Origin of the sequence: Amycolatopsis sp. GM8, from assembly GCF_021653975.1 — a bacterium.
Classification (GTDB): Bacteria; Actinomycetota; Actinomycetes; order Mycobacteriales; family Pseudonocardiaceae; genus Amycolatopsis_E.
This window is the reverse complement of sequence record NZ_JAJKFK010000001.1, coordinates 578,737-601,360: the sequence shown is the minus strand read 5'-3', so window position 1 is coordinate 601,360 and position 22,624 is coordinate 578,737. Positions and strand designations below refer to the sequence as shown.

General features: G+C 69.6%; 20 protein-coding genes and 1 pseudogene. 12 read left to right on the top strand and 9 right to left on the bottom strand.

The genetic code is table 11. From position 1 onward, the window contains the following. Positions 1-663, bottom strand: coding sequence for a peroxiredoxin-like family protein (locus LOZ83_RS02890; RefSeq protein WP_236788491.1), 663 nt, complete (start codon positions 661-663; stop codon positions 1-3). Positions 664-757: 94 nt separating this feature from the next. Between LOZ83_RS02890 and LOZ83_RS02885 the strand changes: the two genes are divergently transcribed. Beyond that, positions 758-1,396 carry a TetR/AcrR family transcriptional regulator gene (locus LOZ83_RS02885; RefSeq protein ID WP_236788490.1) on the top strand — a complete coding sequence of 213 codons (639 nt, stop codon included), beginning with the start codon at positions 758-760 and terminating at the stop codon, positions 1,394-1,396. On the opposite strand, the gene LOZ83_RS02880 is transcribed toward LOZ83_RS02885, so the two are convergent. Next, the gene (locus tag LOZ83_RS02880; protein WP_236788489.1) at positions 1,379-2,980 is read right to left on the bottom strand and encodes a succinic semialdehyde dehydrogenase; all 1,602 of its coding nucleotides are present in this window, start codon (positions 2,978-2,980) and stop codon (positions 1,379-1,381) included. The two genes, LOZ83_RS02885 and LOZ83_RS02880, sit on opposite strands and share 18 nt — an antisense overlap. A gap of 66 nt (positions 2,981-3,046) precedes the next feature. After that, positions 3,047-3,667, bottom strand: a complete 621-nt coding sequence (locus LOZ83_RS02875; protein WP_374202613.1) for a TetR/AcrR family transcriptional regulator — start codon at positions 3,665-3,667, stop codon at positions 3,047-3,049. Between the two features lie 50 nt (positions 3,668-3,717). On the opposite strand from LOZ83_RS02875, the gene LOZ83_RS02870 reads away from it, so the two are divergent. The 6 genes from LOZ83_RS02870 to LOZ83_RS02845 all read left to right on the top strand — a co-directional run bounded on the left by LOZ83_RS02870 (position 3,718) and on the right by LOZ83_RS02845 (position 7,730). Further along, on the top strand, positions 3,718-4,866 hold the full coding sequence (locus tag LOZ83_RS02870; RefSeq protein ID WP_236788486.1) for an acyl-CoA dehydrogenase family protein: 1,149 nt from the start codon (positions 3,718-3,720) through the stop codon (positions 4,864-4,866). A 198-nt stretch (positions 4,867-5,064) separates the two neighbouring features. Then, entirely contained in the window at positions 5,065-5,247 is a 183-nt protein-coding gene (locus LOZ83_RS02865) for a hypothetical protein (RefSeq protein ID WP_236789476.1), read from the top strand. 283 nt (positions 5,248-5,530) lie between these two features. Further along, positions 5,531-6,013: a helix-turn-helix transcriptional regulator gene (locus LOZ83_RS02860; protein ID WP_236788485.1), complete on the top strand. Its 483-nt coding sequence runs from the start codon at positions 5,531-5,533 to the stop codon at positions 6,011-6,013. A gap of 64 nt (positions 6,014-6,077) precedes the next feature. Further along, on the top strand, positions 6,078-6,929 hold the full coding sequence (locus LOZ83_RS02855) for a murein transglycosylase (RefSeq protein WP_374202612.1): 852 nt from the start codon (positions 6,078-6,080) through the stop codon (positions 6,927-6,929). Positions 6,930-6,956: 27 nt separating this feature from the next. Beyond that, entirely contained in the window at positions 6,957-7,373 is a 417-nt protein-coding gene (locus LOZ83_RS02850; RefSeq protein ID WP_236788483.1) for a hypothetical protein, read from the top strand. A gap of 12 nt (positions 7,374-7,385) precedes the next feature. Further along, complete coding sequence (locus tag LOZ83_RS02845; RefSeq protein WP_236788482.1) at positions 7,386-7,730, top strand: DUF3817 domain-containing protein; 345 nt, start codon at positions 7,386-7,388, stop codon at positions 7,728-7,730. Here LOZ83_RS02845 and LOZ83_RS02840 read toward each other — a convergent pair. From LOZ83_RS02840 to LOZ83_RS02820, 5 genes and pseudogenes are all read right to left on the bottom strand, one after another. Next, positions 7,696-8,580, bottom strand: a complete 885-nt coding sequence (locus LOZ83_RS02840) for a spermidine synthase (RefSeq protein WP_236789415.1) — start codon at positions 8,578-8,580, stop codon at positions 7,696-7,698. The genes LOZ83_RS02845 and LOZ83_RS02840 overlap by 35 nt on opposite strands. After that, positions 8,560-8,910: pseudogene (gene speD / locus LOZ83_RS02835) on the bottom strand (adenosylmethionine decarboxylase); the annotation flags it as partial. The pseudogene speD and the gene LOZ83_RS02840, both read right to left, overlap by 21 nt. After that, positions 8,903-10,009: a type III PLP-dependent enzyme gene (locus LOZ83_RS02830; protein ID WP_236788480.1), complete on the bottom strand. Its 1,107-nt coding sequence runs from the start codon at positions 10,007-10,009 to the stop codon at positions 8,903-8,905. The gene LOZ83_RS02830 and the pseudogene speD, both read right to left, overlap by 8 nt. Before the next feature lie 13 nt (positions 10,010-10,022). Then, on the bottom strand, positions 10,023-11,621 hold the full coding sequence (locus LOZ83_RS02825) for a cation acetate symporter (RefSeq protein ID WP_236788478.1): 1,599 nt from the start codon (positions 11,619-11,621) through the stop codon (positions 10,023-10,025). Positions 11,622-11,625: 4 nt separating this feature from the next. Then, entirely contained in the window at positions 11,626-12,045 is a 420-nt protein-coding gene (locus LOZ83_RS02820; protein ID WP_236788476.1) for a DUF485 domain-containing protein, read from the bottom strand. Positions 12,046-12,808: 763 nt separating this feature from the next. Here LOZ83_RS02820 and LOZ83_RS02815 point away from each other — a divergent pair. From LOZ83_RS02815 to icmF, 5 genes are all read left to right on the top strand, one after another. Further along, positions 12,809-16,594, top strand: a complete 3,786-nt coding sequence (locus tag LOZ83_RS02815; RefSeq protein ID WP_236788474.1) for a nitrate- and nitrite sensing domain-containing protein — start codon at positions 12,809-12,811, stop codon at positions 16,592-16,594. Then, complete coding sequence (locus LOZ83_RS02810) at positions 16,591-17,034, top strand: roadblock/LC7 domain-containing protein (protein WP_236788467.1); 444 nt, start codon at positions 16,591-16,593, stop codon at positions 17,032-17,034. Before LOZ83_RS02815 ends, LOZ83_RS02810 begins: the two co-directional genes overlap by 4 nt. 7 nt (positions 17,035-17,041) lie before the next feature. After that, a complete protein-coding gene (locus tag LOZ83_RS02805; RefSeq protein WP_236788466.1) occupies positions 17,042-17,788 on the top strand; it encodes a DUF742 domain-containing protein in 747 nt (248 codons plus the stop codon). Continuing rightward, positions 17,769-18,380, top strand: a complete 612-nt coding sequence (locus LOZ83_RS02800) for an ATP/GTP-binding protein (RefSeq protein ID WP_236788465.1) — start codon at positions 17,769-17,771, stop codon at positions 18,378-18,380. Before LOZ83_RS02805 ends, LOZ83_RS02800 begins: the two co-directional genes overlap by 20 nt. Before the next feature lie 210 nt (positions 18,381-18,590). Further along, positions 18,591-21,827, top strand: a complete 3,237-nt coding sequence (gene icmF / locus LOZ83_RS02795; RefSeq protein ID WP_236788461.1) for a fused isobutyryl-CoA mutase/GTPase IcmF — start codon at positions 18,591-18,593, stop codon at positions 21,825-21,827. Between the two features lie 141 nt (positions 21,828-21,968). Here icmF and LOZ83_RS02790 read toward each other — a convergent pair whose 3' ends face one another. Then, positions 21,969-22,622, bottom strand: coding sequence for a class I SAM-dependent methyltransferase (locus LOZ83_RS02790; RefSeq protein ID WP_236788459.1), 654 nt, complete (start codon positions 22,620-22,622; stop codon positions 21,969-21,971). Positions 22,623-22,624 lie beyond the last annotated feature (2 nt).

Below are 22,624 nucleotides of genomic sequence, written 5' to 3'. Positions count from 1 at the left end.
CTAGAGCGAGTCCACGGCCGCGATGATCTCGGCAGGCTCGGATCGGGTCGTGTAGTCGGGACGCACGTCGATCCAGCGGATCGTGCCCTCCGCGTCGACGACCACCGTTGTGGCCAGCGGCAGGTCGTGGGTGCCATCCGCATTGACCGTGGTGAGGTCCAGACCAAGCTTGGCCTGGCCCGCGCGAGCGCCCTCACCGAGGGAGAACACGATGCCCAGCCCCCGGGCGATCTGGTTGCCGGGATCCGATACCACCGCGTAGGACAAGTCGTGCTTCTCGGCGACCGAGAGCGACCCGTCTGGCTGCTGCGGGCTGATCGCGACGAGTGCGACGCCACGGGAGTCCAGCTCGCCGACCAGCTTCTCCTGATAGGCCCGCAGCATGACGTTGCAGTAAGGGCACCACGCGCCGCGGTAGAACACGACGACCGCCGGGCGTCCGGCCCGCGCCGCCGTCAAGGTCGTGGGTTTGCCGTCCACATCGAGCAGGTCGCCGTCCGGCATCGGCGTGCCCGGCGCCGCCACGCCGGCTGGGACTCCCAGGCCGACGAGCCGGGCCAGTTCGGCGTCGAACGCGGCCGTGGCGTCGGCGGGCAGCCGCTGTGCTGACTGCTGACGTACCTCAGCGGTCCGGTCGGCGATCGTCGTGTCCTTGCCTGCCATGGGAAAGCTCCAATCGGTACCAAGAATGGATTGTTCTATCCACTCTGTCCGGTGCGGAGTGGATAGTCAAGTCCAGAATTTGTACGATGGGACTGTGGACAAGCCGCTCACCACGAAGGGCCAGGCGACGCGGGAGCGCATCGTGCGCGCCGCGGCCGACCTGATGTTCACCCACGGCGTCGCGGGCACCAGCACGCCTGCGATCCGGGACGCGGCCGGGGTCAGCTCGTCGCAGATCTACCATTACTTCGCTGACAAAGAGGCGCTGACCAGGGCGGTCATCGCCGATCAGACACGAGCGATCGTCGGTGCGCAGGCGGAAATGCTCGGCAGGCTGGACAGTTTCGCGGCACTGCGGGCCTGGCGGGACGTGGTAGTGCAGACTCAACGGGATCTGCACTGTGTCGGCGGTTGTCCGCTCGGGTCACTGTCCAGCGAACTGGCCGACCACGACCTGGACGCGCGCGTGGCGCTGGTGGACAGCTTCTCGAAATGGTCCGGCGCGATTCGCGACGGGCTCCAGAGCATGATCGACCGGGGGGTGCTGCGGTCCGACGCCGACCCGGACCGGCTCTCGGTCGCGATGCTCGCCGCTCTGCAGGGTGGTCTGCTCCTGGTTCAGGCTCAGCGCGACACCGCCCCGCTCGAGGTCGCACTCGACACGATGATCGAACGAATCGAACAGCACGCGGTCACCCAGCGCCTACGGCGCGGGTCAGCGGATTCGGCGTAGCAGCCGGATTCCCGCGGTCATCCCGCGGACCCACAGCGTCGACGGGACGAAGCGCGGCGGGCGCAGGCGCATCCCGCGCTGTACGGCGATCGACTGCGGCTCCGTGTACTTCACCAGCCCCTCCACACCGTTGCGGCGGGACTGGCCCGACTCCTTCATCCCGCCCATCGGCAGCGCGATCGTGCCGAACGTCGCCGCGTAACCCTCGTTCACGTTGACCGTGCCCGCCTTGATCCGCGCCGCCACGGCCCGCCCGGTCGCGGCGTTTCCGGTCCACACGCTCGCGTTCAGCCCGAACGCCGTGTCGTTCGCCCGCTCGATCGCGTCCTCGACGTCCTGGTAGCCGTAGATCGACACGACCGGTCCGAACGTCTCGGCCGCGAACAGGTCCGCGTTCTCCGGCACGTCCGTCACGATCGTCGGCTCGTAGAACAGCGGCCCGTGGTCAGGCCGCGCCCGTCCGCCGGTGAGCACCGTCGCGCCCTTCGCGCGGGCGTCCTCGACATGCGCCGACACCGACGTGAGCTGGTTCTCCGAAGTCAGCGAACCCATGTCCGCCCCGTAGTTCAGCTCGCCGCCGAGCCGGAGTGCCTTGGTCTTCGCGACGAACGCGCGCGTGAACTCCTCGCGAATGCTTTCGTGCACATAGATTCGTTCGACCGACACGCACAACTGCCCGGCCGAGGCGAAACACGCCGTCACCGCTCCCGCGGCGGCCTTCGCGACGGGCGCGTCCGGCAGCACGATCATCGGGTTCTTACCGCCCAGCTCCAGCGAATAGCCGACGAGCCGGCCCGCGATCTTCGCCGCGAGTGCCTTGCCGGTCGGGGTGGAACCGGTGAAGCACAGGTAGTCCGGCTCCTCGACGATCGCGTCGCCGATCTCCGCCGGGCGGCCGAGCACGATCTGCCAGACGCCCGCGGGCAGACCGGCCTCCTCGGCCAGTTCGTTCAGCCACAGCGCGGACAACGCGGTCTGGTTGTCCGCCTTCTGCACGACGGCGTTGCCCGCGACGAGCGCCGGGAACACGTCCATCGCGGTCAGCGCGAGCGGGTAGTTCCACGGCGAGATCACCCCGACCACGCCCTTGGGATGCCGCAGCTCCGTGGCCTTCGTCAGCAGCGGGATCACCCCGGCGACCCGCTTCGCGCCGAGGATGCGAGCGCTGTGCTTGCCGTAGTACGCCGCGACGAGCGCGGTCGCACTCACCTCGTCGAAGGCGTCGATCCGGGCCTTGCCCGCTTCGACCTGCACGAGATCGAGGATCTCGTCCTGACGGTCGAGGACGAGCCGGTGCAGCCGGGTCAGGATCTGCTGGCGCGCCCGCACCGGCCGTGCGGCCCACGCACGCTGCGCGTCTCGCGCTCCGGCGAACACCCTGCGCACGTCGGCATCCGTCGCCTGCGGCACGGTCGCGGTGACCAGGCCGGTGAACGGGGCGGTCATCTCGGCGGGCGCGGAGTCCTGCCCGCCCGCCGCCCGCCGGGCCAGCTGCGCCCCCCGCGCCGCCGACGGTGCTCCGACGACCCCGCCCACCGTGGTCGGCTTGCCTTCGTGCCCGCTGGTCGCGGCAGTGCTCGTCATGACCCCTCCGTTGGGCGCGCGGTTACCCGTGGGTACACCGTACCGCCGGTATGGCGAGGGGCGGGGCTACTTCGCGTACTCCATCGCGACTCGCTGCCACTCCTCCAGCAACCGTTTGCGTCGTGCGGGGGCGCCGCCCAGCTCGGCGTCGAGTGCGAGCCCGCGCATGAGGTTGACCGTCAGCCAGAACAGGGTCTCGACCTGCTCCGGGGGCACCTCATCAGCGACCGTCCGGATGCTCGCCAGCGCGGCCCGGCCCATCGCGCGGTCGACCGGACGGATCGCGGCACGCAGGACCGGGTCGGTGCGGGCGGCGATCCACAACTCGGTCGCCGCCGTCGCGAGCGCGCCTGAGTAACCCGCCCACAGCATGTCGACCGCGGCGGGAATCGCGTCGGCACCGCGGGGCAGGGTGCCGAGCGAGGCGGCGAGCGCCGTCATCCGTTTTGTGGTGAGGTGCTCGACCGCGGTGGCCATCAGCTCCGCCTTGCCCGCGAAATGGTGCTGGACGGCGCCTTTCGAGACCCCGGCGCGCAGGCAGATCTCCTGCATCGAGGTGCGCGCGTAGCCGAGTTCGACCAGGCAGTCGATGGTCGCGTCGAGCAGCGCGGCTCTCGTCTGCTCGCGCCGCTGCGCCTGGGTGCGGTGTCCTCGGGGCTCGACCACGGCTACCTCCCGGATGTACATTACGCACAGAACTTACCTTCCGCTCGTAATGTTTTCCAGGAGGCCCCACCGTGCCACTGCCGACACCGAACAGCGCCTGGGCGGCCGGGCTCGACGATTTCCGTGAATTGGCAAGGACTTTCTGCCAGAAGGAGATCGCGCCGAACATCGAGCGCTACAACGCGCAGAAGCACGTCGACCGCGAGCTGTGGCACAAGGCCGGCGAAGTGGGCCTGCTCGCACTGTCGATCCCCGAGGAGTACGGCGGCGGTGGCGGCACGTTCGCGCACGAGGCCGTCCTCTTCGAGGAACAGGCGCGCGCGGGCGACAGCGCTTGGGGCGTGTCCGTGCACAACGGCATCGTCGCGCAGTACCTGCTGGAGTACGCGAGCGAAGAGAAGAAGAAGGAGTGGCTGCCCAAGTTCGCGAGCGGCGAGATGGTGGGCGCCATCGGGATGACCGAACCGGGCACCGGGTCGGACCTGCAGGGCATCAAGACCCGCGCCGTCCGCGACGGCAGTCACTACGTGATCAACGGCGCCAAGACGTTCATCACCAACGGCGGGTTCGCCGATCTCGTCGTGCTCGCCGTGAAGACCGATCCCGACGCCGGCGCGCACGGCGTCTCGCTGATCGCGGTGCCGGCGGACACGCCGGGCTTCCGCCGCGGCCGGGTGCTGGACAAGATCGGGCTCAAGGGCCAGGACACCGCCGAGCTGTTCTTCGACGACGTGCGCGTGCCCGTGGCGAACCTGCTCGGCGAGCAGGAGGGGCAGGGCTTCATCCAGATGATGCAGCAGCTGCCGCAGGAGCGGCTGCTCATCGCGATCACCGCGGTGGCCGGGATGGAGACGGCGATCGAGGCGACCATCGCCTACACCAAGGAGCGCACCGCGTTCGGCCGCCCGATCTTTTCGTTCCAGAACACCAAGTTCACCCTCGCCGAGGCGGCGACGGAAGCCACCGTGGCGCGGGCGTTCCTGGACCAGTGCATCGAGCGGCACCTGCGGGGCGAGCTCGACGTGCGGGGTGCGGCCATGGCCAAGCTGTGGACCACCGAGCGGGTCAACAAGGTCGTCGACGACTGCCTGCAGCTGTTCGGCGGCTACGGCTACATGACCGAGTACCCGATCGCCCGCGCCTGGACGGATCTGCGGATCACCCGGATCTTCGGCGGCACCAGCGAGATCATGAAGGAGATCATCTCGCGCACGCTCTGATGAGCACCGCTGTTTGCGGCCCGCAAATCCCGTTACCCGCGGGCCGCCCGGCATGTCCCGCACGGGGTAGCAGACGGCGGAAGCTAGGCTGAGGCCGCATACGGAGAGTCAAGTGTGACCGCCGAGCGGGTGAAAGCCTGTCGGAAAGCTCGTTCGTTGGGCAGGATGGCGGGTGTCCCGGGCCCTGTGGTCCGCGAAATGATCGGGGGGCGCATGTCGGCGAACGCGAAGAAGATCGTCATCGTCGCGGTCGTCGCGCTCGTCCTGTTCTTCCTGATCACCAGGCCCACCCAGTCGGCCGACGTCGTGCACAACGTGCTCGGCTGGCTGCGGGACGGTGCCGAGGCGATCGTGACCTTCGTGCGAGCACTCTTCTCCTGACCCCAGACCGAGCCTGCCGGCGCCGCGGAACGCGGTGCCGGCCTTTCGTGCGCACCCGTAACGTGATCACGTAAAGTCACGACTCCCGGAATATGGGGCGATACATTCGACCATCCGGGTGGATCAAGGGGTTGAAGGCCCTGGTCGTCGAATTCGTCGCCCCAAGGGTCTGGCGCACGGGCACGAATTCCCTCTACGGTGCTCACATTGCGTGACCAGCTGGTTCTGGCGCACTCGATCGCTCGATCATCACGACTTGTCGTTGGGGCACAAGGAGGCAGGGATGACCGGAGATCCCGGAGTTGATGCGGTTATTCGGCAATGGGCTGCCGAACGCGAGCAAACGGCCGAGGAGCAGGAGATCGACCGGATCGCGTCCGCGTGGATGGCCGACGTACCGCAGCAGGCGCCAGGGATTCCCGGCCAGCGCGCCCGGTCCGGAGCCCGTGGCTGGGCCCCGGTGTCCTCGGCCGACCCGGACTACCTCGACGCGATGCGCGAGCGGCTGCCCGGGGTGCCGAACGATCTGCTGGTCGCCGCCGCCGGTTGGTGGCAGATGATCGGCGACGTCGACGAGGCCGCGAAGTGGTGGGACGCCGGGATCAGCCCGCTGGACCAGCGCGCGCTCGACTACCGCGCCGCCGGCCTGACGCCGGGTGACCTGAGCCGTCGCCTCGGCCCGATGACCGTGCTGCAGCACCTGCGCCGCGGCAGCGCCCCCGCGTGGTGCGTCGCCCGCCTCGCGCGTCAACAGCGCGCCAGCTGATCTCGCCGTAACGTACGCGTTCGTACTTCGTTGGATGTACGGACGCGCAGGGAAGGCAAGATTGTTGGGCACTGAGCAAGTCGAGGACGAAGCCGCTCAGGTGCCCGCCGAGCCGCACAGGCGCCGGGCCGGTCTCGCGGCACTCGGCCGGCTCGGGATCGTGGTCGCGGTACTCGCGGTGGCCGGTGCGGCGGTGCTGGTGATGACCAGGGTCAGCACCCCGGCGCCCGGCCGGACGACCACCGACATCCCGGCCCTCTCGGTGCAGCCCGCGGATGTCGCGCCCGGGTCCACGGCTCCCGTCGACGCCACCGTCGCGGGCGCGCCGGTCGTGAACCAGCAGCCGGAGCGGCACGAAGACGCGCTGTCGGTCTGGGCGGGCAAGGTGTCCGATGTGACCGGCATCCCGGCCCGCGCGCTGATCGCCTACGGCAACGCCGAACTGGCCCTGCACGACAGCCAGCCGTCCTGCCGGATCTCGTGGGCCACGCTCGCGGGCGTCGGCCGGATCGAGTCGAACCACGGCCAGTACGGCGGCGCGGTCCTGCAGGCCAACGGGTACCCGTCGAAGCCGATCGTGGGCGTGCCGCTGGACGGGTCCACCGGGGTGAAGGCGATCCCGGACACCGATGGCGGCCGTTTCGACGGCGACCCGCAATACGACCGCGCGGTCGGCCCGATGCAGTTCATCCCGAGCACCTGGGCGAAATGGGGCGGCGGGTACAACCCGCAGCAGATCGACGCCGCCGCACTCGCCGCCGCGAAGTATTTGTGCGCGGGCGGGCGTGACATGGCGAGCGCGGCGGGCTGGTGGCAGGGCGTGCTGTCGTACAACAACTCGGTCGAATACGCGCAGAAGGTGTTCGGGCTCGCCGACTCCTACGCCAGGGCCGCGCAGGTGGTAAAGGTCTCGTGAAGTACCGCGGGTGCTAGCGTCGTTGCTGTGCCAGCCGGTTTTCTCACGCCACGCCGTCTCACGATCGGGGTGCTGTGCCTGATCAGCCTGATCGTGTGCTGCGGGCTGGCGTGGTGGCAGTGGAACCGGTTCGAGTCGGCCACCGGCACCTTCCAGAACCTGGGGTACGTCCTGCAGTGGCCGCTGTTCGGCCTGTTCCCGGCGTTCATGGTGATGCGGATCCGCAAGCTGCGCCGGGAGGCCGCGGCGGCGGACCAGGCCGCAGCTTCGGCCAAGCCCGCGCCGCGCCCGGAGCAGTGGGGGCAGCGGCCCGTCGCCGACGTGCCCAAGCCCCGGCCCGCGACACCGGCCGCCCCGGTCGTCCCGCAGGACGAGGACGAAGAGCTGGCCGCGTACAACCGCTACCTCGCCGAGCTCTACCAGCGAGACCAACAGGAATCCTAGGAGAAGACCGCCATGGTGAGCAGCACTGAGGGCAGCGCACGGGTCGCGACTTCGTTGAAGGGGCCGCTGCTGCGCTACCGGGTGCTGGCCTACGCCACCGGTGTCGCGCTGCTGTGCCTGACCGTCGCCGTCATCCTCAAGTACGGCTTCGACTCGCCCGGCATGTTGAGCTGGGCCGGGGTCACGCACGGCATCTTCTACATGGTGTACCTGGTCGTCGCGGTCGACCTCGCGCTCAAGGCACGCTGGTCGATCAAGGGCACGATCCTCGTGCTCCTCGCCGGCACCATCCCGTTCCTGTCCTTCGTCGCGGAGCGCTCGGTCACGCACCGCGTCGAGGCCGGTCAGAAGCTCTGACCCGCAGCGGCGGCACGGTGTTGCCCCGCAACGCCAGGGCGTCGATGGTCTCCGGCCGGTAGCCCGCCTTCTTCAGGTTGGCCTCCAGGTCCGGTTCGCCGGGTTCGGCGCGGCCGGACAGGAACGCCCACTCGTGCTCGTCGGAGCCGTAATAGACAACCGTGCCGAACGCCTCGGTGAACCGGTGCCACGCGGTGATCAACGTGTCGTCGCGCCACATCGTCGGGCAGCCCGCCTGGCTCGACACCACCCCGCCTAGTGCCAGCAAAGCGGTGCAGCGGTCGAGGAACTCCTTGCCGTACAAGCGATTGTGCTGCGCGGCCGGGTCGTCGTTCTCGTCCGGCAGGTCGATCACGATCACGTCGTACCCGGGTTCCGCGGCGGCCAGGAACTCCCACCCGTCGCGGTAGTGCACCCGGATCGGCCCGTCCCCGCGCTCGGCGGCGGCCAGTTCGGCCGGGGTGTAGCCGTACGGCAGGTGCTCGGCGCAGGCCCGCACCGCGACCCGGTCGATGTCGACGTGGTCGACCACTTCGGCGCCCTCGGCGACGGCCAGTTGACTCGCGACACCCTCGCTGGAGCCGACGATCAGCACCCGGCGGACCCGCTCGGCCAGCAGCATCGGCGGCACCATGAGTGCCTCGTGGTAGGTGAGCTGCGTGGCCTCGGTGCTCTGCCGCTCGCCGTCGCAGAACAGCGAAATCCCTTGCGCGGTCCGGCCGATGAGCAGGTGCTGGAAGTCCGTGCGCGTCTCGAACATGACGTCCGAAACCGCCCAGGAGCGGGTGAGGCCGCGCCCGACCGGCTCGGTCAGCTGCCGCGCGCCGTGCCCGCGGTGGGCGGTGCTCATGCGGAACGACTCGGTGCCGAGCGCGCGGGCGAGCAGCCGCACGGCCAGTTCGGGATCCGCCTTGTCGCCGCAGGTGAAGACGTCCGCGAAGGCGGCGCCGATCTCGGGATAGGCGTGCACCGACGCGTGCGACTCGGCGAGCAGCGCGAGCACCGTGACGCCGTGCGGTTCGAACCGGTGCGTCAGGACATCGATCACCGTGGCGCCCGCCTCGGCGACCGACGAGCGCAGCGCCTCGCCGAGGAAAGCCGGGTCGTCGAGCAGCCGGGGTTCGATCCCGTCCAGTTCGGCGAGCACATGGCGGCCGGAGAACGCGCCGATCTCAGTCAAGGCAGTACGTCCGCAACGGCTCGATCCCGTTGAACGACACGGACGAGTAGCTGGCCGTGTACGCGCCGGCGTCGAGGATGTCCACCGGGTCGCCCGCCTTCAGCGCGAGCGGCAGTTCGTAGGGCGTGTGTTGATAGAGCACGTCGTCACCATCGCATGTCGGGCCCGCGATGACGACCGGCCCCCGCTCACCCGGGCCCGCCTCGAACCGGTACGGGATTGCCTCGTTCTCCGTCTCCGCGAGCCCGTTGTAGCGCCCGATGTCCAAATAGACCCACCGGTGCCCGCCGCGCCGCGCCACGAGTACCACCTCGGCCCGGATCACCCCCGCCTCGGCGACGACCGCGCGCCCAGGTTCGAGCGCGATTTCCGGTGCACCGGCGGGAAAGTGCGCCGCCAGAGAGGTGCGCACGGCCGCGGTGTACGACGCGAGCGACGGGACCGGCTCGCGATAGGTGATGCCGAAGCCGCCGCCGATGTTCAACCGCCGCAACGGGAATTCGGCCGCGATCTTCGCCGCGGCCGCGATCCCGTTGTCCCAGGCGGAAACGTCGGCCTGCTGCGAGCCGACGTGGAAGGCGACCCCGGCCGGGTCGAGGCCCAGCTCGGCGGCCCGGCGCAGCAACGGCACCGCTTCGGCGGGCGAACAGCCGAACTTGCGGCCGAACGGCGTGGCCGACGCGGGCGCGTCCACGAGCACCCGCACCGTCACGGACGTGCCCGGCGCGTGCCGGGCGATCTGCGCCAGGTCGGACCCGGCGTCGGTGGTGAACTCCCGGATCCCGTGGGCGAACGCGAACGCGATGTCGGCCGGCTTCTTGATCGGGTTGCCGTAGGAGAGCCGCTCCGGCCGGGCACCTTCGGCCAGGCATGCGGTGATCTCGGCCGGGCTCGCGACGTCGAAGCCGCCGCCCGCGGCGAGCACCGCGCGCAGCACGGCGGGCTCGGGATTCGCTTTCACCGCATAGAAAAGGAGCGAGTGCGGGAGTTCGGTCGCGAACTCCCGCACTCGCCCGGTCACCACGGCCGGATCGACCACCAGGAACGGTGCCGGGGGCAGCCGCCCGGCCAGGAAGCCACGGATCCTTTCCGAATACACGCCCTCCAGCGTGTCAGCTGCCGATACCGGTCAGCGACCGGACCTCCATCTCCGCGTACGTGGCCGGGTCGGCCTTGTCCCGGCCGACCAGGGTGCCGATGAACCCGCACAGGAACGAGAACGGGATCGACACGATGCCCGGGTTGCTCAGCGGGAACCAGTGGAAGTCCACACCCTTGATGATCGAGGTCGCGCCGCCGGACACAACCGGCGAGAAGAGCACCAGCACCACCGAGGCGGTCAGCCCGCCGTACATGCCCCACAGCGTGCCGGTCGTGTTGAACCGCTTCCAGAACAGCGTGTACAGCAGCGTCGACAGGTTCGCCGAGGCGGCGACCGCGAACGCCAGCGCCACCAGGAACGCCACGTTGATGCCGTTCGCCAGGATGCCGCCGAGGATCGACAGGATGCCGATGCCGATGGCCGTCCGGCGGGCGACACGCACCTCGTCCTGCGGTTCGGCGTGGCCGCGCTTGAAGATGTTCGCGTACACGTCGTGCGCGAAGGACGCCGAGGCCGTGATCGTCAGGCCGGCGACCACCGCGAGGATCGTGGCGAACGCCACCGCGGAGATGATGCCCAGCAGCACCGTGCCGCCGATGTGCAGCGCGAGCAGCGGCGCGGCGGAGTTCTCGCCACCGGGCGCGGCCTTGATCTCGGCGGTGCCGACGAGCGCGGTCGCGCCGAAGCCGATCACCAGCGTGCACAGGTAGAAGACGAACACACACGCGGTCGCCCACACCACCGAGCGGCGGGCCTCGTGCGAGTTCGGCACGGTGTAGAAGCGCATCAGCACGTGCGGCAGGCCGGCGGTGCCGAGGATCAGCGCGATGCCCAGGGAGATGAAGTCGATCTTCGTCGTGGTGGTCTTGCCGTACTGCGCGCCCGGCTGGAGCAGCTTTTCGCCCAGCGGGCTGTGGTACGCCGCTTGGTTGAGCAGGTTGGAGAGGTTGAACCCGAACTTGCCGAACAGGAACACCGTCATCAGCACCACGGACAGGATCAGGATGCCCGCCTTGATGATCTGCACCCAGGTGGTGCCCTTCATGCCGCCGACCAGCACGTAGAAGATCATGACCAGGCCGACGACGCCGATCACGACCGACTGGCCGAACCGGCTGTGCACGTTGAGCAGCAGCGCGATCAGCGCACCGGCGCCGGCCATCTGCGCGAGCATGTAGAACAGCGAGATGACCAGCGTCGAGGTGGCCGCGGCGGCGCGGACCGGGCGCTGCTTCATCCGGAAGCTGAGCACGTCGCCCATGGTGAAGCGGCCGGTGTTGCGCAGCAGTTCGGCGACCAGCAGCAGGTCGACCAGCCAGGCCACGAGGAAGCCGATGGAGTAGAGGAAGCCGTCGTAGCCGTTGATCGCGATCGCGCCCGCGATGCCGAGGAACGACGCGGCGGACAGGAAGTCGCCGGACAGCGCGATGCCGTTCTGCCTGCCGGTGAACGCGTGGCTCGCGGCGTAGTAGTCGGCGCGGGATGACCTGCCGCCGCTGCTCGCCCGGTAGACGACGAACAGGGTGATCGCGACGAAGATCGCGAACACCGTGGTGTTGAGAATCGGGTTGCTGTCCGGGCTCTCGCCGGCCGCGAACGTGGTGATCATGTGTCTACCGCACTCCTGCCTGCTGCCGCACCATTCCGACCTGCGGGTCGAGCCGGCGCTTCGCGAACCGCAGATAGGCGATCGTGATCAGGGCGGTCGAGACGAACTGCAGGGCCCCCATCACGATCGCGACGTTGATCTCGCCGATCAGCTTCGTGCTCATGAAGTCGTGCGCGAACGCCGCGAGCACGACGTACACCAGGTACCAGACGATGAACAGCAGGGTCATCGGGAACGCGAAGCCGCGGAACCTGCTCCGCAGCGTGGTGAACTCGTGACTCCGCTGGATCGCGACGTAGTCCACGTCCGCGACACGCCTGCGGGGCCTGGGTGATTCCTCGACCTCCTCGAACAAGGCCGGCAGTTCTCCGGTGTCCTCGGCGGGGGTCCTCGGCGGCGTGAAACTCTGGCCGACGTCCTGCATGGCTGCCTCCTCGGGCGAGCTGGCGAACCTTGAGCGGCACATGCTAGCCACAGCTGAATACGGGTCATCGGCGAGGCCGGGTTCACTCCGTGAGGGTCTGTTGGTCCTTTCACCAGGTGTAATGGGCCGTTCAGGCTAGGTTCGCCGGGAGGCATCCGCGGGCGCTGTTACAGATCGTGTCCACAATCGGCAAAGCTCACTCTCTGGAGTGAACTGGCGGGGATTAACGGACTCGGAGCGTGAACAGGAAAACTTCTGTCCGATTTCGCCGGTTGGCCGGAAAGCTCCGGGAATGGACCAGGCGACGAAAGCCACATGATCGGGCGTTATTCTTCTGTAACTCGGCCGTGCGATACACGGTCGGTACACCTTTCGCGCTAAGCTCGGGCGACACCTGGGCTATGTGGGTGAAAGCGGGTGAACGCGGTCCCACCTGGGCCGTAACGTATCCGAACGGGTAAGTGACAGCGATGCCTACTGGCCAGTCAACCCCTTGTTACAACGGGTATTTCCGCAGGTCGAGGGCACTTTTTGTGGCAGGTTCGGTTCCTGCCCCATTGGTGTACGCTTCCTTGGCCACGTTGACTCGCTGTGACCGAAGGTAACTGATCTTGTTCGGGCTTCGCTGCACATCGCATCATGCAAGGACACCGCAGCTCAGCAGGTCGACGAGGCTGGGGACAATGCCGTCGGCCCGAGCAGGGCACGTATACACGGACGTCGCAGGACGCGCACACGAGACGCCGGACAGGGAGTCACTTTCGTGACCGTTGCAGGACAGGGCCAAGTGCCTGTGGGACAGCTCCTAGGCCAGCAGCCGCGGCGACCCTCGAAATGGAGCGCGCTCAGCAGATGGCGCGACTGGGGGCTGTCGGTCAAGCTGGCCGCGGTCACGCTGGTCCCCATCATCATCGCGCTGGTGCTGGGTGGCATTACGATCAACAGCCAGGTCCAGCGGTCCAACGACTACGACCGCATCGACCGGCTGGTCGTGCTCAGCACGGACGTGCGCGGCCTGGTGGACGCCCTGCAGGGCGAGCGCACCCGCACCGCCGCCCTGCTCACCCAGGGCACCGTCGGCAGCTCGCCGGAGCTCGACGCGGCGCGCGCCGCGACCGACCGGGCGCTCAAGCCGCTGAGCACGGACACCGACCGCGTCGTCGAGGTCGACAGCGCCGTCGCCGCGCCGGGCACCGCCAGCACCAACGCGCTCGCCCGGCTCGGCGAGGTCCGCCAGCAGGTCGCCGCCGGCCAGCTCGACTCCGTGCAGGCGCTCGACGCGTACTCGGCGATGACCACCGCGCTGCTGTCCCTCGACACCTCGCTGGTGGCCGGGATGGGCGACCCGTCGATCAGCGGCACCGTCAACGCGCTGCACGACCTGCAGGTAGCCAAGGAGGAGGTGTCCACGTCGCAGGTGCTGCTCACGTACGGCATCGCGCGCGGCAGCCTCACCCCGACCCAGCTCAACCAGCTGCGCACGGCCGAGGTCCGGCTGGCCGACCGGCTGGAGGACTTCCGCGCCGCGGCCACCGGCGCGCAGGGCCAGGACTTCGACCGGACGGTCACCGGGCAGGACTTCGACACCCGCAGCCGCCTGGTCGGCAGCGTGCTGGCCGCGCAGGGGGTGACCGCGGGCGACGCGCTCGAGGCCATCTCCGGTGAGCAGTGGAACACCGTGTCGACGGCCGTCGTGGACTCGCTGCGCGCGGTCAGCAACCGGCTCGGCGACGCGGCGCTGACCACGTCGGGCGTGCTGGTCGACAGCGCGGGCACCGACGCCGGCCTGCTGGCGGTGCTGCTGTTCGCGGCGCTCGTGCTCACCGCCGCCGTCGTCTTCCTGATCACCCGCCAGCTGCTGCGCTCGCTGCGGATGCTGCGTACCAGTGCCCTCGACGTCGCCGACCGGCAACTGCCAATGGCGGTCGCGAACATCCAGGAGGGCGTCGAGCAGAGCGCCGAGGTCACGCCCGTCTCGGTCGGCACCGCCGACGAGATCGGCCAGGTGGCCAAGGCGTTCGACGCGGTGCACAGCCAGGCGCTGCGGCTCGCGATCGAGCAGGCCGCGATGCGGACCGGCTTCTCCAGCGTGTTCGTCAACCTGTCCCGCCGCAGCCAGAGCCTCGTGCAGCGGCAGCTGCAGCTGATCGAGCGGCTGGAGCGGGACGAGGAGGACGCCGACCAGCTGGCCACCCTGTTCCAGCTCGACCACCTCGCCACCCGGATGCGGCGCAACAACGAAAACCTGATGGTCCTCTCCGGCGCCGAGCCGGGCCGCCGCTCCGGTCAGCCGGTCACCACCGCCGACGTGCTGCGCGCCGCGGTCTCGGAGATCGAGCAGTACCAGCGGGTTTCGGTGCAGGCGCCGCCCGTCGCGCGGATCGTCGGGTACGCGGCCAGCGACCTGATGCGCCTGATCGCGGAGCTCTTGGACAACGCGGCCGCGTTCTCCGCGCCGGAGACGCAGGTGACCGTGTCGACGCGGGTCGGGGACAACCGCGGCCTCGTCATCGACATCATGGACCAGGGCATCGGCATGAACGAGGCCGAAGTCGCCGAGGCCAACACCCGGCTGACCGAGGCCGCGACCGTCGACCTCGCCACGTCCCGCCGGATGGGCCTGTTCGTGGTCGGCCGCCTCGCCGGGCGGCACCACATCGGGGTCACCCTGCACGGCGGCAAGGACATCGTCGGCGTGCGTGCCACGGTCAGCGTGCCGGCCGAGCTCGTGATGGGCCTGCCCGAAGTGGTCCAGCAGCCCGAGCCGATCCAGCCCGACCCGGAGCTGCCGCGCCGCCGGATGGTCAACGGCACCAGCCGTCCCGGTGGGCTGACCAGCCTCGCCGGCACCACGTCGGGCACGCTCGGCGACGGTGCCGCCGCGCCTGGGCCGTGGAGCCAGAACGGCCACTCGGGCATGCTGCCGCCGCGGCCGCCGTCGGACCTGGAGGTCTCCGGCACCGCGCTGTTCAGCCCGATCCAGGACGAGATGGACCGGCCGCCGGCCGACCCGCAACCGGAAGACCTGGTCGGTGGCGCGCTGCCTTCGGGTAGCGCGCTGTTCGAGGCGAACACCAGCTCCGGCGCGCTCACCGAGTGGTGGAGCGCGGCGGCGGCCGAGCCGGCGCCACCGCCTCCGCCGCCCACGCCGAACGAGACGACGCCGATCTTCGACGAGACGCTCTCGGCCTGGTTCCGCAGTGACAAGCCGGCGCCGAAGCCCGAGGCCAAGGCCGAGGACGCCGCGAAGCCCGAGGACGGGGACTCGGCAGAGTCGGCCGAGCCGGCGGAACAGAAGGAAGTGGCCGAGCCGCACGCCACCACCGGCTGGGACTTCGCGGCCGACGCGAGCTTCCGCGCCGCGCGTGCCGCGTCGCAGACCGCGCCGACCACCTTCACCGAGGCCGGCCTGCCGCGGCGCCGCCGTGGCGAGCAGCTCATGCCCGGCAGCGCCGCGCCCAGCATCCCCGCGGCCCAGCCCGCGAGTGCCGGGGATTCGGCGCCGGCGTTGCCGACGCGCGATCCCGCGGACATCCGTGGCCGGCTGAGCAGCTTCCAGCAGGGCCTCAGCCGGGCCCGGCACGCGGCCAAACCGGCCGAGCCCGGAGCCGAGCCAGCCGAGCCGCAGCAGGTGGCCGCCGAGCCGCAGGCCACGGTCGAGCCGCCGGCCGCGAGCCAGGAACCGCCGCAGCCCGCGAGCGGGACGTCGGCCCCGGTGGCGACCACCGCGGCGGGCCTCCCGCAGCGCCAGCGCCGGCCGAGGCCGCAACCCCAGCCGCAGCAGCAGGGGGCGTGGCCCGACGCGCAGGAAGCCGAGGCCGCGAACCCGCAGCCGTGGCGGCGCCCGGAGCCGGCGGCGGAGGAGAGCACGCAGCATGCCTGGCCGCAGCAGCACCCGACGGGAGAAAACCCGTTGCCGGCGTGGCAGTCCGAGAACCCGCTGCCGCGCCGCGAGCCCGCCGGTGACCAGCCGGCCGCCGCGAGCGAGCAGCAGCCAGCCGGGGAGAACCCGCTGCCCCAGCGGAGGCCGGCGGCCGCGCGGACGGACGCGAACGCGCTTCCCCCGCGCCGCCCGACCGACCCGCCGCGGCGTCTCGAACCGCCGGAGGAGCAGGCCGGGCAGGCGGCCGAGGAGTCGGGCGAGTACCTCTGGCAGAAGCCGCGGTTCTTCGAGGAAGAGCAGGCGCCCTCGCCGGAAACTCGGTTGCCGCGCCGGCAGGACGGGGAACCCGAGACCGCGCCCGAACCGGTCGCCGCAGCCCCGGAGTCTGCCTGGTCGTTCGCGACCGATGAGAGCTGGCGGACGGTGCAGGCGGCTTCGCAGACCGCTCCGACGGGCTACACGGCGGCGGGGCTGCCGCGCCGCCGTCGTGGCGAGCAACTGATGCCGGGCAGTGCGAATTCCGCGGGCGGGGCGGGCCCCCGAACCCAGCGCGACCCGCAGGATGTGCGCGGCAGGCTGAACAGTTTCCAGCAAGGTGTCCGGCGTGGACGGCACCGAACTGGTCAGCCGGTCGAGTCGGAACACGAAACGATGGAGGGTGAATGACCTCGCCGCAGCCACAACACAACCAGTTCGGATGGCTGGTCAACGACTTTGCCGAGCGCGTCCCGGGGGTGGCGCACGCGGTGGTCGTGTCCGCCGACGGGCTGCTGCTGACCGCGTCGAACCGGCTGCCGCTCGACCGGGCCGACCAGCTCGCGGCGGTCGCGTCCGGTCTCATCAGCCTCACCCAGGGGGCGGCGCGCTGCTTCGAGGCCGGTGCGGTCAACGAGACCGTCGTCGAGATGGAACTCGGCATCATGGTGCTGATGTCCATCAGTGACGGCTCGTGCCTCGCCGTGCTCGCGGCCCCGAACTGCGACATCGGGCAGGTGGCGTACGAGATGACGATGCTGGTCGACCGTGTCGGCCAGATCCTCACTCCGGAACTGCGCGCCCAGCTGCAGGGTTCCGCCGGGGCCCTGATCGGCGAACCGGTGGGATGATGCCGCGATGACCCCACCCGACGAGGACGACGACGCGACCTTCGCGGACGTCCTCAACGGCTTCACCCTCGATTCGGGGCGTGGTCGCCGGAAACGGAAGAAGGCCAGGGAGCCCGAATCCGAGACCGAGCCGCGGCCCGACGAGGCGGGCCCCGGCGTGCCCGAACCGCCGCCGCCGTCCTACGAGCCGGCACCGGGTCCCGGATTCGCCGACACGGCACAGGGCACCGGGTATTTCGAGACCGGCCACGCTTCGGGTTACTTCGAGCCTGCCCAGGATTCGGGGTATTTCGAACCGGCGCGGGGCGCGGGTTTCGGCACGGGCTATTTCGAGCCCGCGGTCACCAACGCCGGGCCGGTGTTGCCCGAGCGGCCCGAACCTGTGCCGTTCGAGGACGAGACGGCCGCCGTGCGGCCGTATGCGCTCACCGGTGGCCGGACCAAGGCCAGGGCCAGCTATGCGCTGGAACTGGAAACGCTGGTGTCCGTGAAGGACGCCGTCGCCGCCCGGATGGACGCGGGGGTGGCGATGCAGTTCGAGCACCGCCAGATAGTGGAAGAATGCCGATCGCCACGTTCGGTCGCCGAGATCGCGGCGTTGCTGCGGGTTCCGGTCGGGGTGGCTCGGGTGCTCATCAGTGACGCGGCCGATGCCGGCTTGATCACCGTGCACAAGACCGCGTCCGGCAGCGATAACGCCGAGGCGCATCTCATGTTGATGGAAAGGGTGTTGAGTGGACTCCGTCGGCTTTAAAGCACCGCGGCCGGCCGCGCCGCAGACCATGACCTCGGCCAAGATCGTGGTCGCCGGTGGCTTCGGCGCCGGCAAGACCACCTTCGTCGGGTCGGTATCAGAGATCGTGCCTCTCACCACCGAGGCCATGATGACCGATGCCAGCCGCGGTATCGACAACCTCGACGCCACCCCGAACAAGGCGACCACCACGGTGGCCATGGACTTCGGCCGGGTGTCGCTGGACGCGGATCTGATCCTGTACCTGTTCGGTACCCCGGGTCAGCAGCGGTTCTGGTTCATGTGGGACGACCTGGTGCGCGGTGCGATCGGCGCCGTGGTGCTCGCGGACACGCGCCGGCTCGCGGACTCGTTCGCGCCGGTCGACTTCTTCGAGGACCGCAGGCTGCCGTACATCATCGGCGTCAACACGTTCGACGGCGTGGTGCACCACGACCTCAACGATGTCCGTGAGGCGCTGGCGATCGACCCGAGCATCCCGATCGTGCGTTGCGACGCGCGGGACCGCGAGTCGACCAAGCAGACGCTGATCACGCTCGTCGAGTACGCCATGCGGCAGTGGATCTCGCTCCGGGCGGCCAACGCTCGTTGATGGGACGGTTCTCGGCCGACGTCTGCTCACGGAAAGCGTGAGCCGAGTCGCCCGTCCGTGTCTTGTGGGGGTGCAACCCCCACACCCCGCCCGGGGGCAAGCCCCCGGACCCCAACGTGTCGTCCGTCTGCGCTCTTCTCCTGCGGCAGTGCTTCACGTCACTCCGACAGTCGGGTTTGAAATAGTAGGAAGTCCGAGTATTTTGGAGGCATGAGCGCGCCTCTGTACACCGCAGTGCACCCGGTCCGGTTCGTCACCGCGTCGAGCCTGTTCGACGGGCACGACGCTTCGATCAACATCATGCGCCGCATCCTCCAGTCGCAGGGCGCGGAGGTCGTGCACCTGGGGCACAACCGGTCCGTCGACGAGGTCGCCACGGCCGCGATCGCCGAGGACGCCCAGGGCGTCGCGATCAGCGCCTACCAGGGCGGGCATGTCGAGTACTTCTCCTACCTCGTCGAGCTGCTGCGCGAGCGCGGCGCCGGGCACATCCGGGTCTACGGCGGCGGGGGCGGCGTGATCGTCCGCGAGGAGATCGAGCTGCTGCACTCGCGGGGTGTTGCGCGCATCTTCTCCCCGGACGACGGCCTGGAGCTGGGCCTGCCCGGGATGATCAACCTGATGATCAAGGAATGCGACGTCGATCTCGCGGAACGCCCGGTCGGCTCGCCCGAGCAGTTGCTCTCCGGCGACGTGCGCGCGCTGGCCAGGACGATCACCCAGCTGCAGGCGGGAACCCTGCCGGCGGACTGGCACCGCGCGATCGCCGACACCGCGAAGAACCGGACGGTGCCGGTCCTGGGCATCACGGGCACGGGTGGCTCGGGCAAATCCTCGCTCACCGACGAGCTGATCCAGCGATTCCGCGTGGACCAGCAGGACAAGGTGCGCATCGCGGTGCTCGCGGTGGACCCGACGCGCCGGCGCGGCGGCGGGGCGCTGCTGGGCGACCGGATCCGGATGAACAGCCTCGACGGCTCCTCGGTGTACTTCCGATCGCTGGCCACCCGCACGGCGAGCGGTGAGATCCCGGAGGGCCTCGACGAGGCGATCCTGGCGTGCAAGGCAGCCGGGTACGACCTGGTGATCGTGGAGACCCCGGGGATCGGCCAGGGCGACGCGGGCATCGTCGACCACGTCGACCACTCGCTGTACGTCATGACGCCGGAGTTCGGCGCGGCCTCGCAGCTGGAGAAGATCGACATGCTCGACTTCGCCGATGTGGTGGCGATCAACAAGTTCGAGCGCCGGGGCGCGGAGGACGCCCGCCGGGACGTCGCCCGCCAGCTCGTGCGCAACCGCGAGGAGTTCTCCTCCACGCCCGACGACATGCCGGTTTTCGGGACCAGCGCGGCGAAGTTCAACGACGACGGGGTCACCGCGCTGTACCAGAACCTGCGGGATGCCTTGGCGGACAAGGGACTCTCGGTCACCGTCGGCACGCTGCCGCGGATCGCGGGCAAGGTCTCCACGGGCGCGGGCACGATCATCCCGACGTCGCGGGCGCGCTATCTGGCCGACATCTCCGACACCGTCCGCGGCTATCACCAGCGCACGCAGGACCAGGTCGAGGCGGTACGCGAGCGGGACCAGCTCGCGGCGGCGAAGGCCGCGCTGGCGAAGGCCGGCGCCGACACCGCACCGATCGGCGAGCTGCTCGACGAGGCCGAGTCGCGTGTGGACGATGCGACCCGCCGGCTGCTCGACGAGTGGGCGGTGCTGTCCGAGGAGTACCGCGGCGAGGAGCTCGTGTTCAAGGTGCGGGACAAGGAACTGCGCACCCAGCTGTGGCGGGAGACGTTGTCGGGCAACAAGATCCCGCGCGTCGCACTGCCGCGCTACACCGAGCGCGGTGAGCTGCTCTCGTTCCTGCGCCGCGAGCACCTGCCCGGCTACTTCCCTTACACCGCCGGAGTTTTCCCGTTCAAGCGAGACGGTGAGGACCCGGCGCGGATGTTCGCCGGCGAGGGTGACGCGTTCCGCACGAACCGCCGGTTCAAGTACCTGTCGGCTGAGTCGGAGGCGAAGCGGCTCTCGACCGCGTTCGACTCCGTGACGCTGTACGGCCGCGATCCGGCCACCAGGCCCGACATCTACGGCAAGGTCGGCACTTCCGGCGTTTCGATCGCCTCACTGGACGACATGAAGGCGCTGTACGACGGGTTCGACCTGACCGCGCCGTCGACCTCGGTGTCGATGACGATCAACGGTCCCGCGCCGACGATCCTCGCGTTCTTCCTGAACACCGCGATCGACCAGCGGATGGACGCCTTCCGTGCCGAGCACGGCCGCGAGCCGAACCCGGACGAGGCCGGCGAGCTTCGCGAGTGGACATTGCGCAACGTCCGCGGCACCGTGCAGGCCGACATCCTCAAGGAGGACCAGGGCCAGAACACCTGCATCTTCTCCACCGAGTTCTCGCTGCGGATGATGGCCGACATCCAGGAATGGTTCATCGAGCACGGGGTGCGCAACTTCTACTCGGTGTCGATCTCGGGTTACCACATCGCCGAGGCCGGTGCGAACCCGATCTCGCAGCTGGCTTTCACGCTCGCCAACGGGTTCACCTACGTCGAGTCGTATCTGGCGCGGGGTATGGACATCGACGACTTCGCGCCGAACCTGTCGTTCTTCTTCTCCAACGGGATGGACGCGGAGTACTCGGTGCTGGGCCGTGTCGCCCGGCGGATCTGGGCCACCGCGATGAAGGAACGCTACGGCGCCAACGAACGTTCGCAGAAGCTCAAGTACCACGTGCAGACCTCGGGCCGGTCGCTGCACGCGCAGGAGATCAGCTTCAACGACATCCGCACCACCCTGCAGGCCCTGTGCGCGCTGTATGACAACGCGAACTCCTTGCACACCAACGCTTTCGACGAGGCGATCACGACGCCGAGCGAGCATTCGGTGCGCCGCGCGATGGCCATCCAGATGATCATCAACAAGGAATGGGGCCTGTCGAAGAACGAGAACCCGCTGCAGGGCGCGTTCATCATCGACGAGTTGACCGATCTGGTCGAAGAGGCCGTGCTCACCGAGTTCGACCGGATCTCCGAACGCGGCGGCGTGCTGGGTGCGATGGAAACCGGTTACCAGCGCGGCAAGATCCAGGACGAGTCGATGCTGTACGAGCGGCTCAAGCACGACGGGACGCTCCCGATCATCGGGGTCAACACGTTCCGCAACCCGCACCCGGAAGAAGACGAGGTGGCGGTCGAGCTGGCGCGGGCGACGGAGGACGAGAAGCGGTCGCAGCTCGACCGCGTCGCGGACTACCAGCAGCGCCACCGTGACGACGCCGAGCAGGCACTGAAGGCCCTGCGCGAGGCAGCGGCCACGGACGAAAACGTGTTCGGCGTGCTGATGGACGCGGCCAGGGTGTGCACGCTCGGCCAGATCACCAGCGCGTTCTTCGAGGTCGGCGGCCAATACCGGCGCAACGTCTGAGCGTCGAACTCGCCGTCGCGACCGTCGGACTCGGCGTCGCCAGCGTCGGACTCGCGGGCACCTCCGCGAGTCCGACGTTCAGGACCGCGAGTCGGACACTCAGGACCGCGAGTCCGACGTTCGGGAGCGTGAGTTCGACGGTCAGGCGCGGACGGCGGTCAGCTGCCAGGCGGGCATGAGGAAGCGCCCGCTGTCGTCGAACCGGACCTCGTCCAGCGACTGCTCGGTCATCCGGACGAGCATGTCGCGGGTCATGACCGTCGTGTAGTCGGCCCGGCGCAGGCGCGTGATCCGCCAGCCCCCGGCGAACGTGTCGCGCAGGTTCTGTTCGGAGATCACGCGTGGCCCGGGCAGGCCGGCCACCTGCTCGGCCTGGCAGAAGACGTGCACGGTGGCGCCGCCGCGGCAGGCCCGGTGCAACGCCGCGACGTACGCGCGCTGCTCGTCGTCGTCCAGGCAGTGATAAAGCGCACTGTCGACCACGGTGTCGAAGCGGTCCTCGAAGCCCTCGAGCTTCGTCACGTCGGCCACCTCGAACTCGAGGTCGAGGTCCGCCACCTTGGCGCGGGCCCGTTCGATCGCGGTCGGCGAGCCGTCGACGCCCGTCACGTGATATCCGCGCGAGGCAAGGAAAACGGCGTTGTCACCGGGCCCGCAGCCGACGTCGAGCACGTCGCCGCGGATTTCGCCCGCGCTCTCCAGCTCGACCAGCAGCGGTTGCGGTTCGCCGATCACCCACGGCACCAGCGGCGATTCCCGGTACACCTGATCGAAGTCCAAGTCGGGCGCGCTCATGC

Bases quoted from the DNA above. Each gene is read 5' to 3' on its own strand.
- LOZ83_RS02890 (WP_236788491.1), bottom strand. From the start codon at position 663: ATGGCAGGCAAGGACACGACGATCGCCGACCGGACCGCTGAGGTACGT.
- LOZ83_RS02880 (WP_236788489.1), bottom strand. From the start codon at position 2,980: ATGACGAGCACTGCCGCGACCAGCGGGCACGAAGGCAAGCCGACCACG.
- LOZ83_RS02875 (WP_374202613.1), bottom strand. From the start codon at position 3,667: ATGTACATCCGGGAGGTAGCCGTGGTCGAGCCCCGAGGACACCGCACC.
- LOZ83_RS02865 (WP_236789476.1), top strand. From the start codon at position 5,065: ATGATCGGGGGGCGCATGTCGGCGAACGCGAAGAAGATCGTCATCGTC.
- LOZ83_RS02860 (WP_236788485.1), top strand. From the start codon at position 5,531: ATGACCGGAGATCCCGGAGTTGATGCGGTTATTCGGCAATGGGCTGCC.
- LOZ83_RS02845 (WP_236788482.1), top strand. From the start codon at position 7,386: ATGGTGAGCAGCACTGAGGGCAGCGCACGGGTCGCGACTTCGTTGAAG.
- LOZ83_RS02840 (WP_236789415.1), bottom strand. From the start codon at position 8,580: ATGAGCACCGCCCACCGCGGGCACGGCGCGCGGCAGCTGACCGAGCCG.
- LOZ83_RS02825 (WP_236788478.1), bottom strand. From the start codon at position 11,621: ATGATCACCACGTTCGCGGCCGGCGAGAGCCCGGACAGCAACCCGATT.
- LOZ83_RS02820 (WP_236788476.1), bottom strand. From the start codon at position 12,045: ATGCAGGACGTCGGCCAGAGTTTCACGCCGCCGAGGACCCCCGCCGAG.
- LOZ83_RS02810 (WP_236788467.1), top strand. From the start codon at position 16,591: ATGACCTCGCCGCAGCCACAACACAACCAGTTCGGATGGCTGGTCAAC.
- LOZ83_RS02805 (WP_236788466.1), top strand. From the start codon at position 17,042: ATGACCCCACCCGACGAGGACGACGACGCGACCTTCGCGGACGTCCTC.
- icmF (WP_236788461.1), top strand. From the start codon at position 18,591: ATGAGCGCGCCTCTGTACACCGCAGTGCACCCGGTCCGGTTCGTCACC.
- LOZ83_RS02790 (WP_236788459.1), bottom strand. From the start codon at position 22,622: ATGAGCGCGCCCGACTTGGACTTCGATCAGGTGTACCGGGAATCGCCG.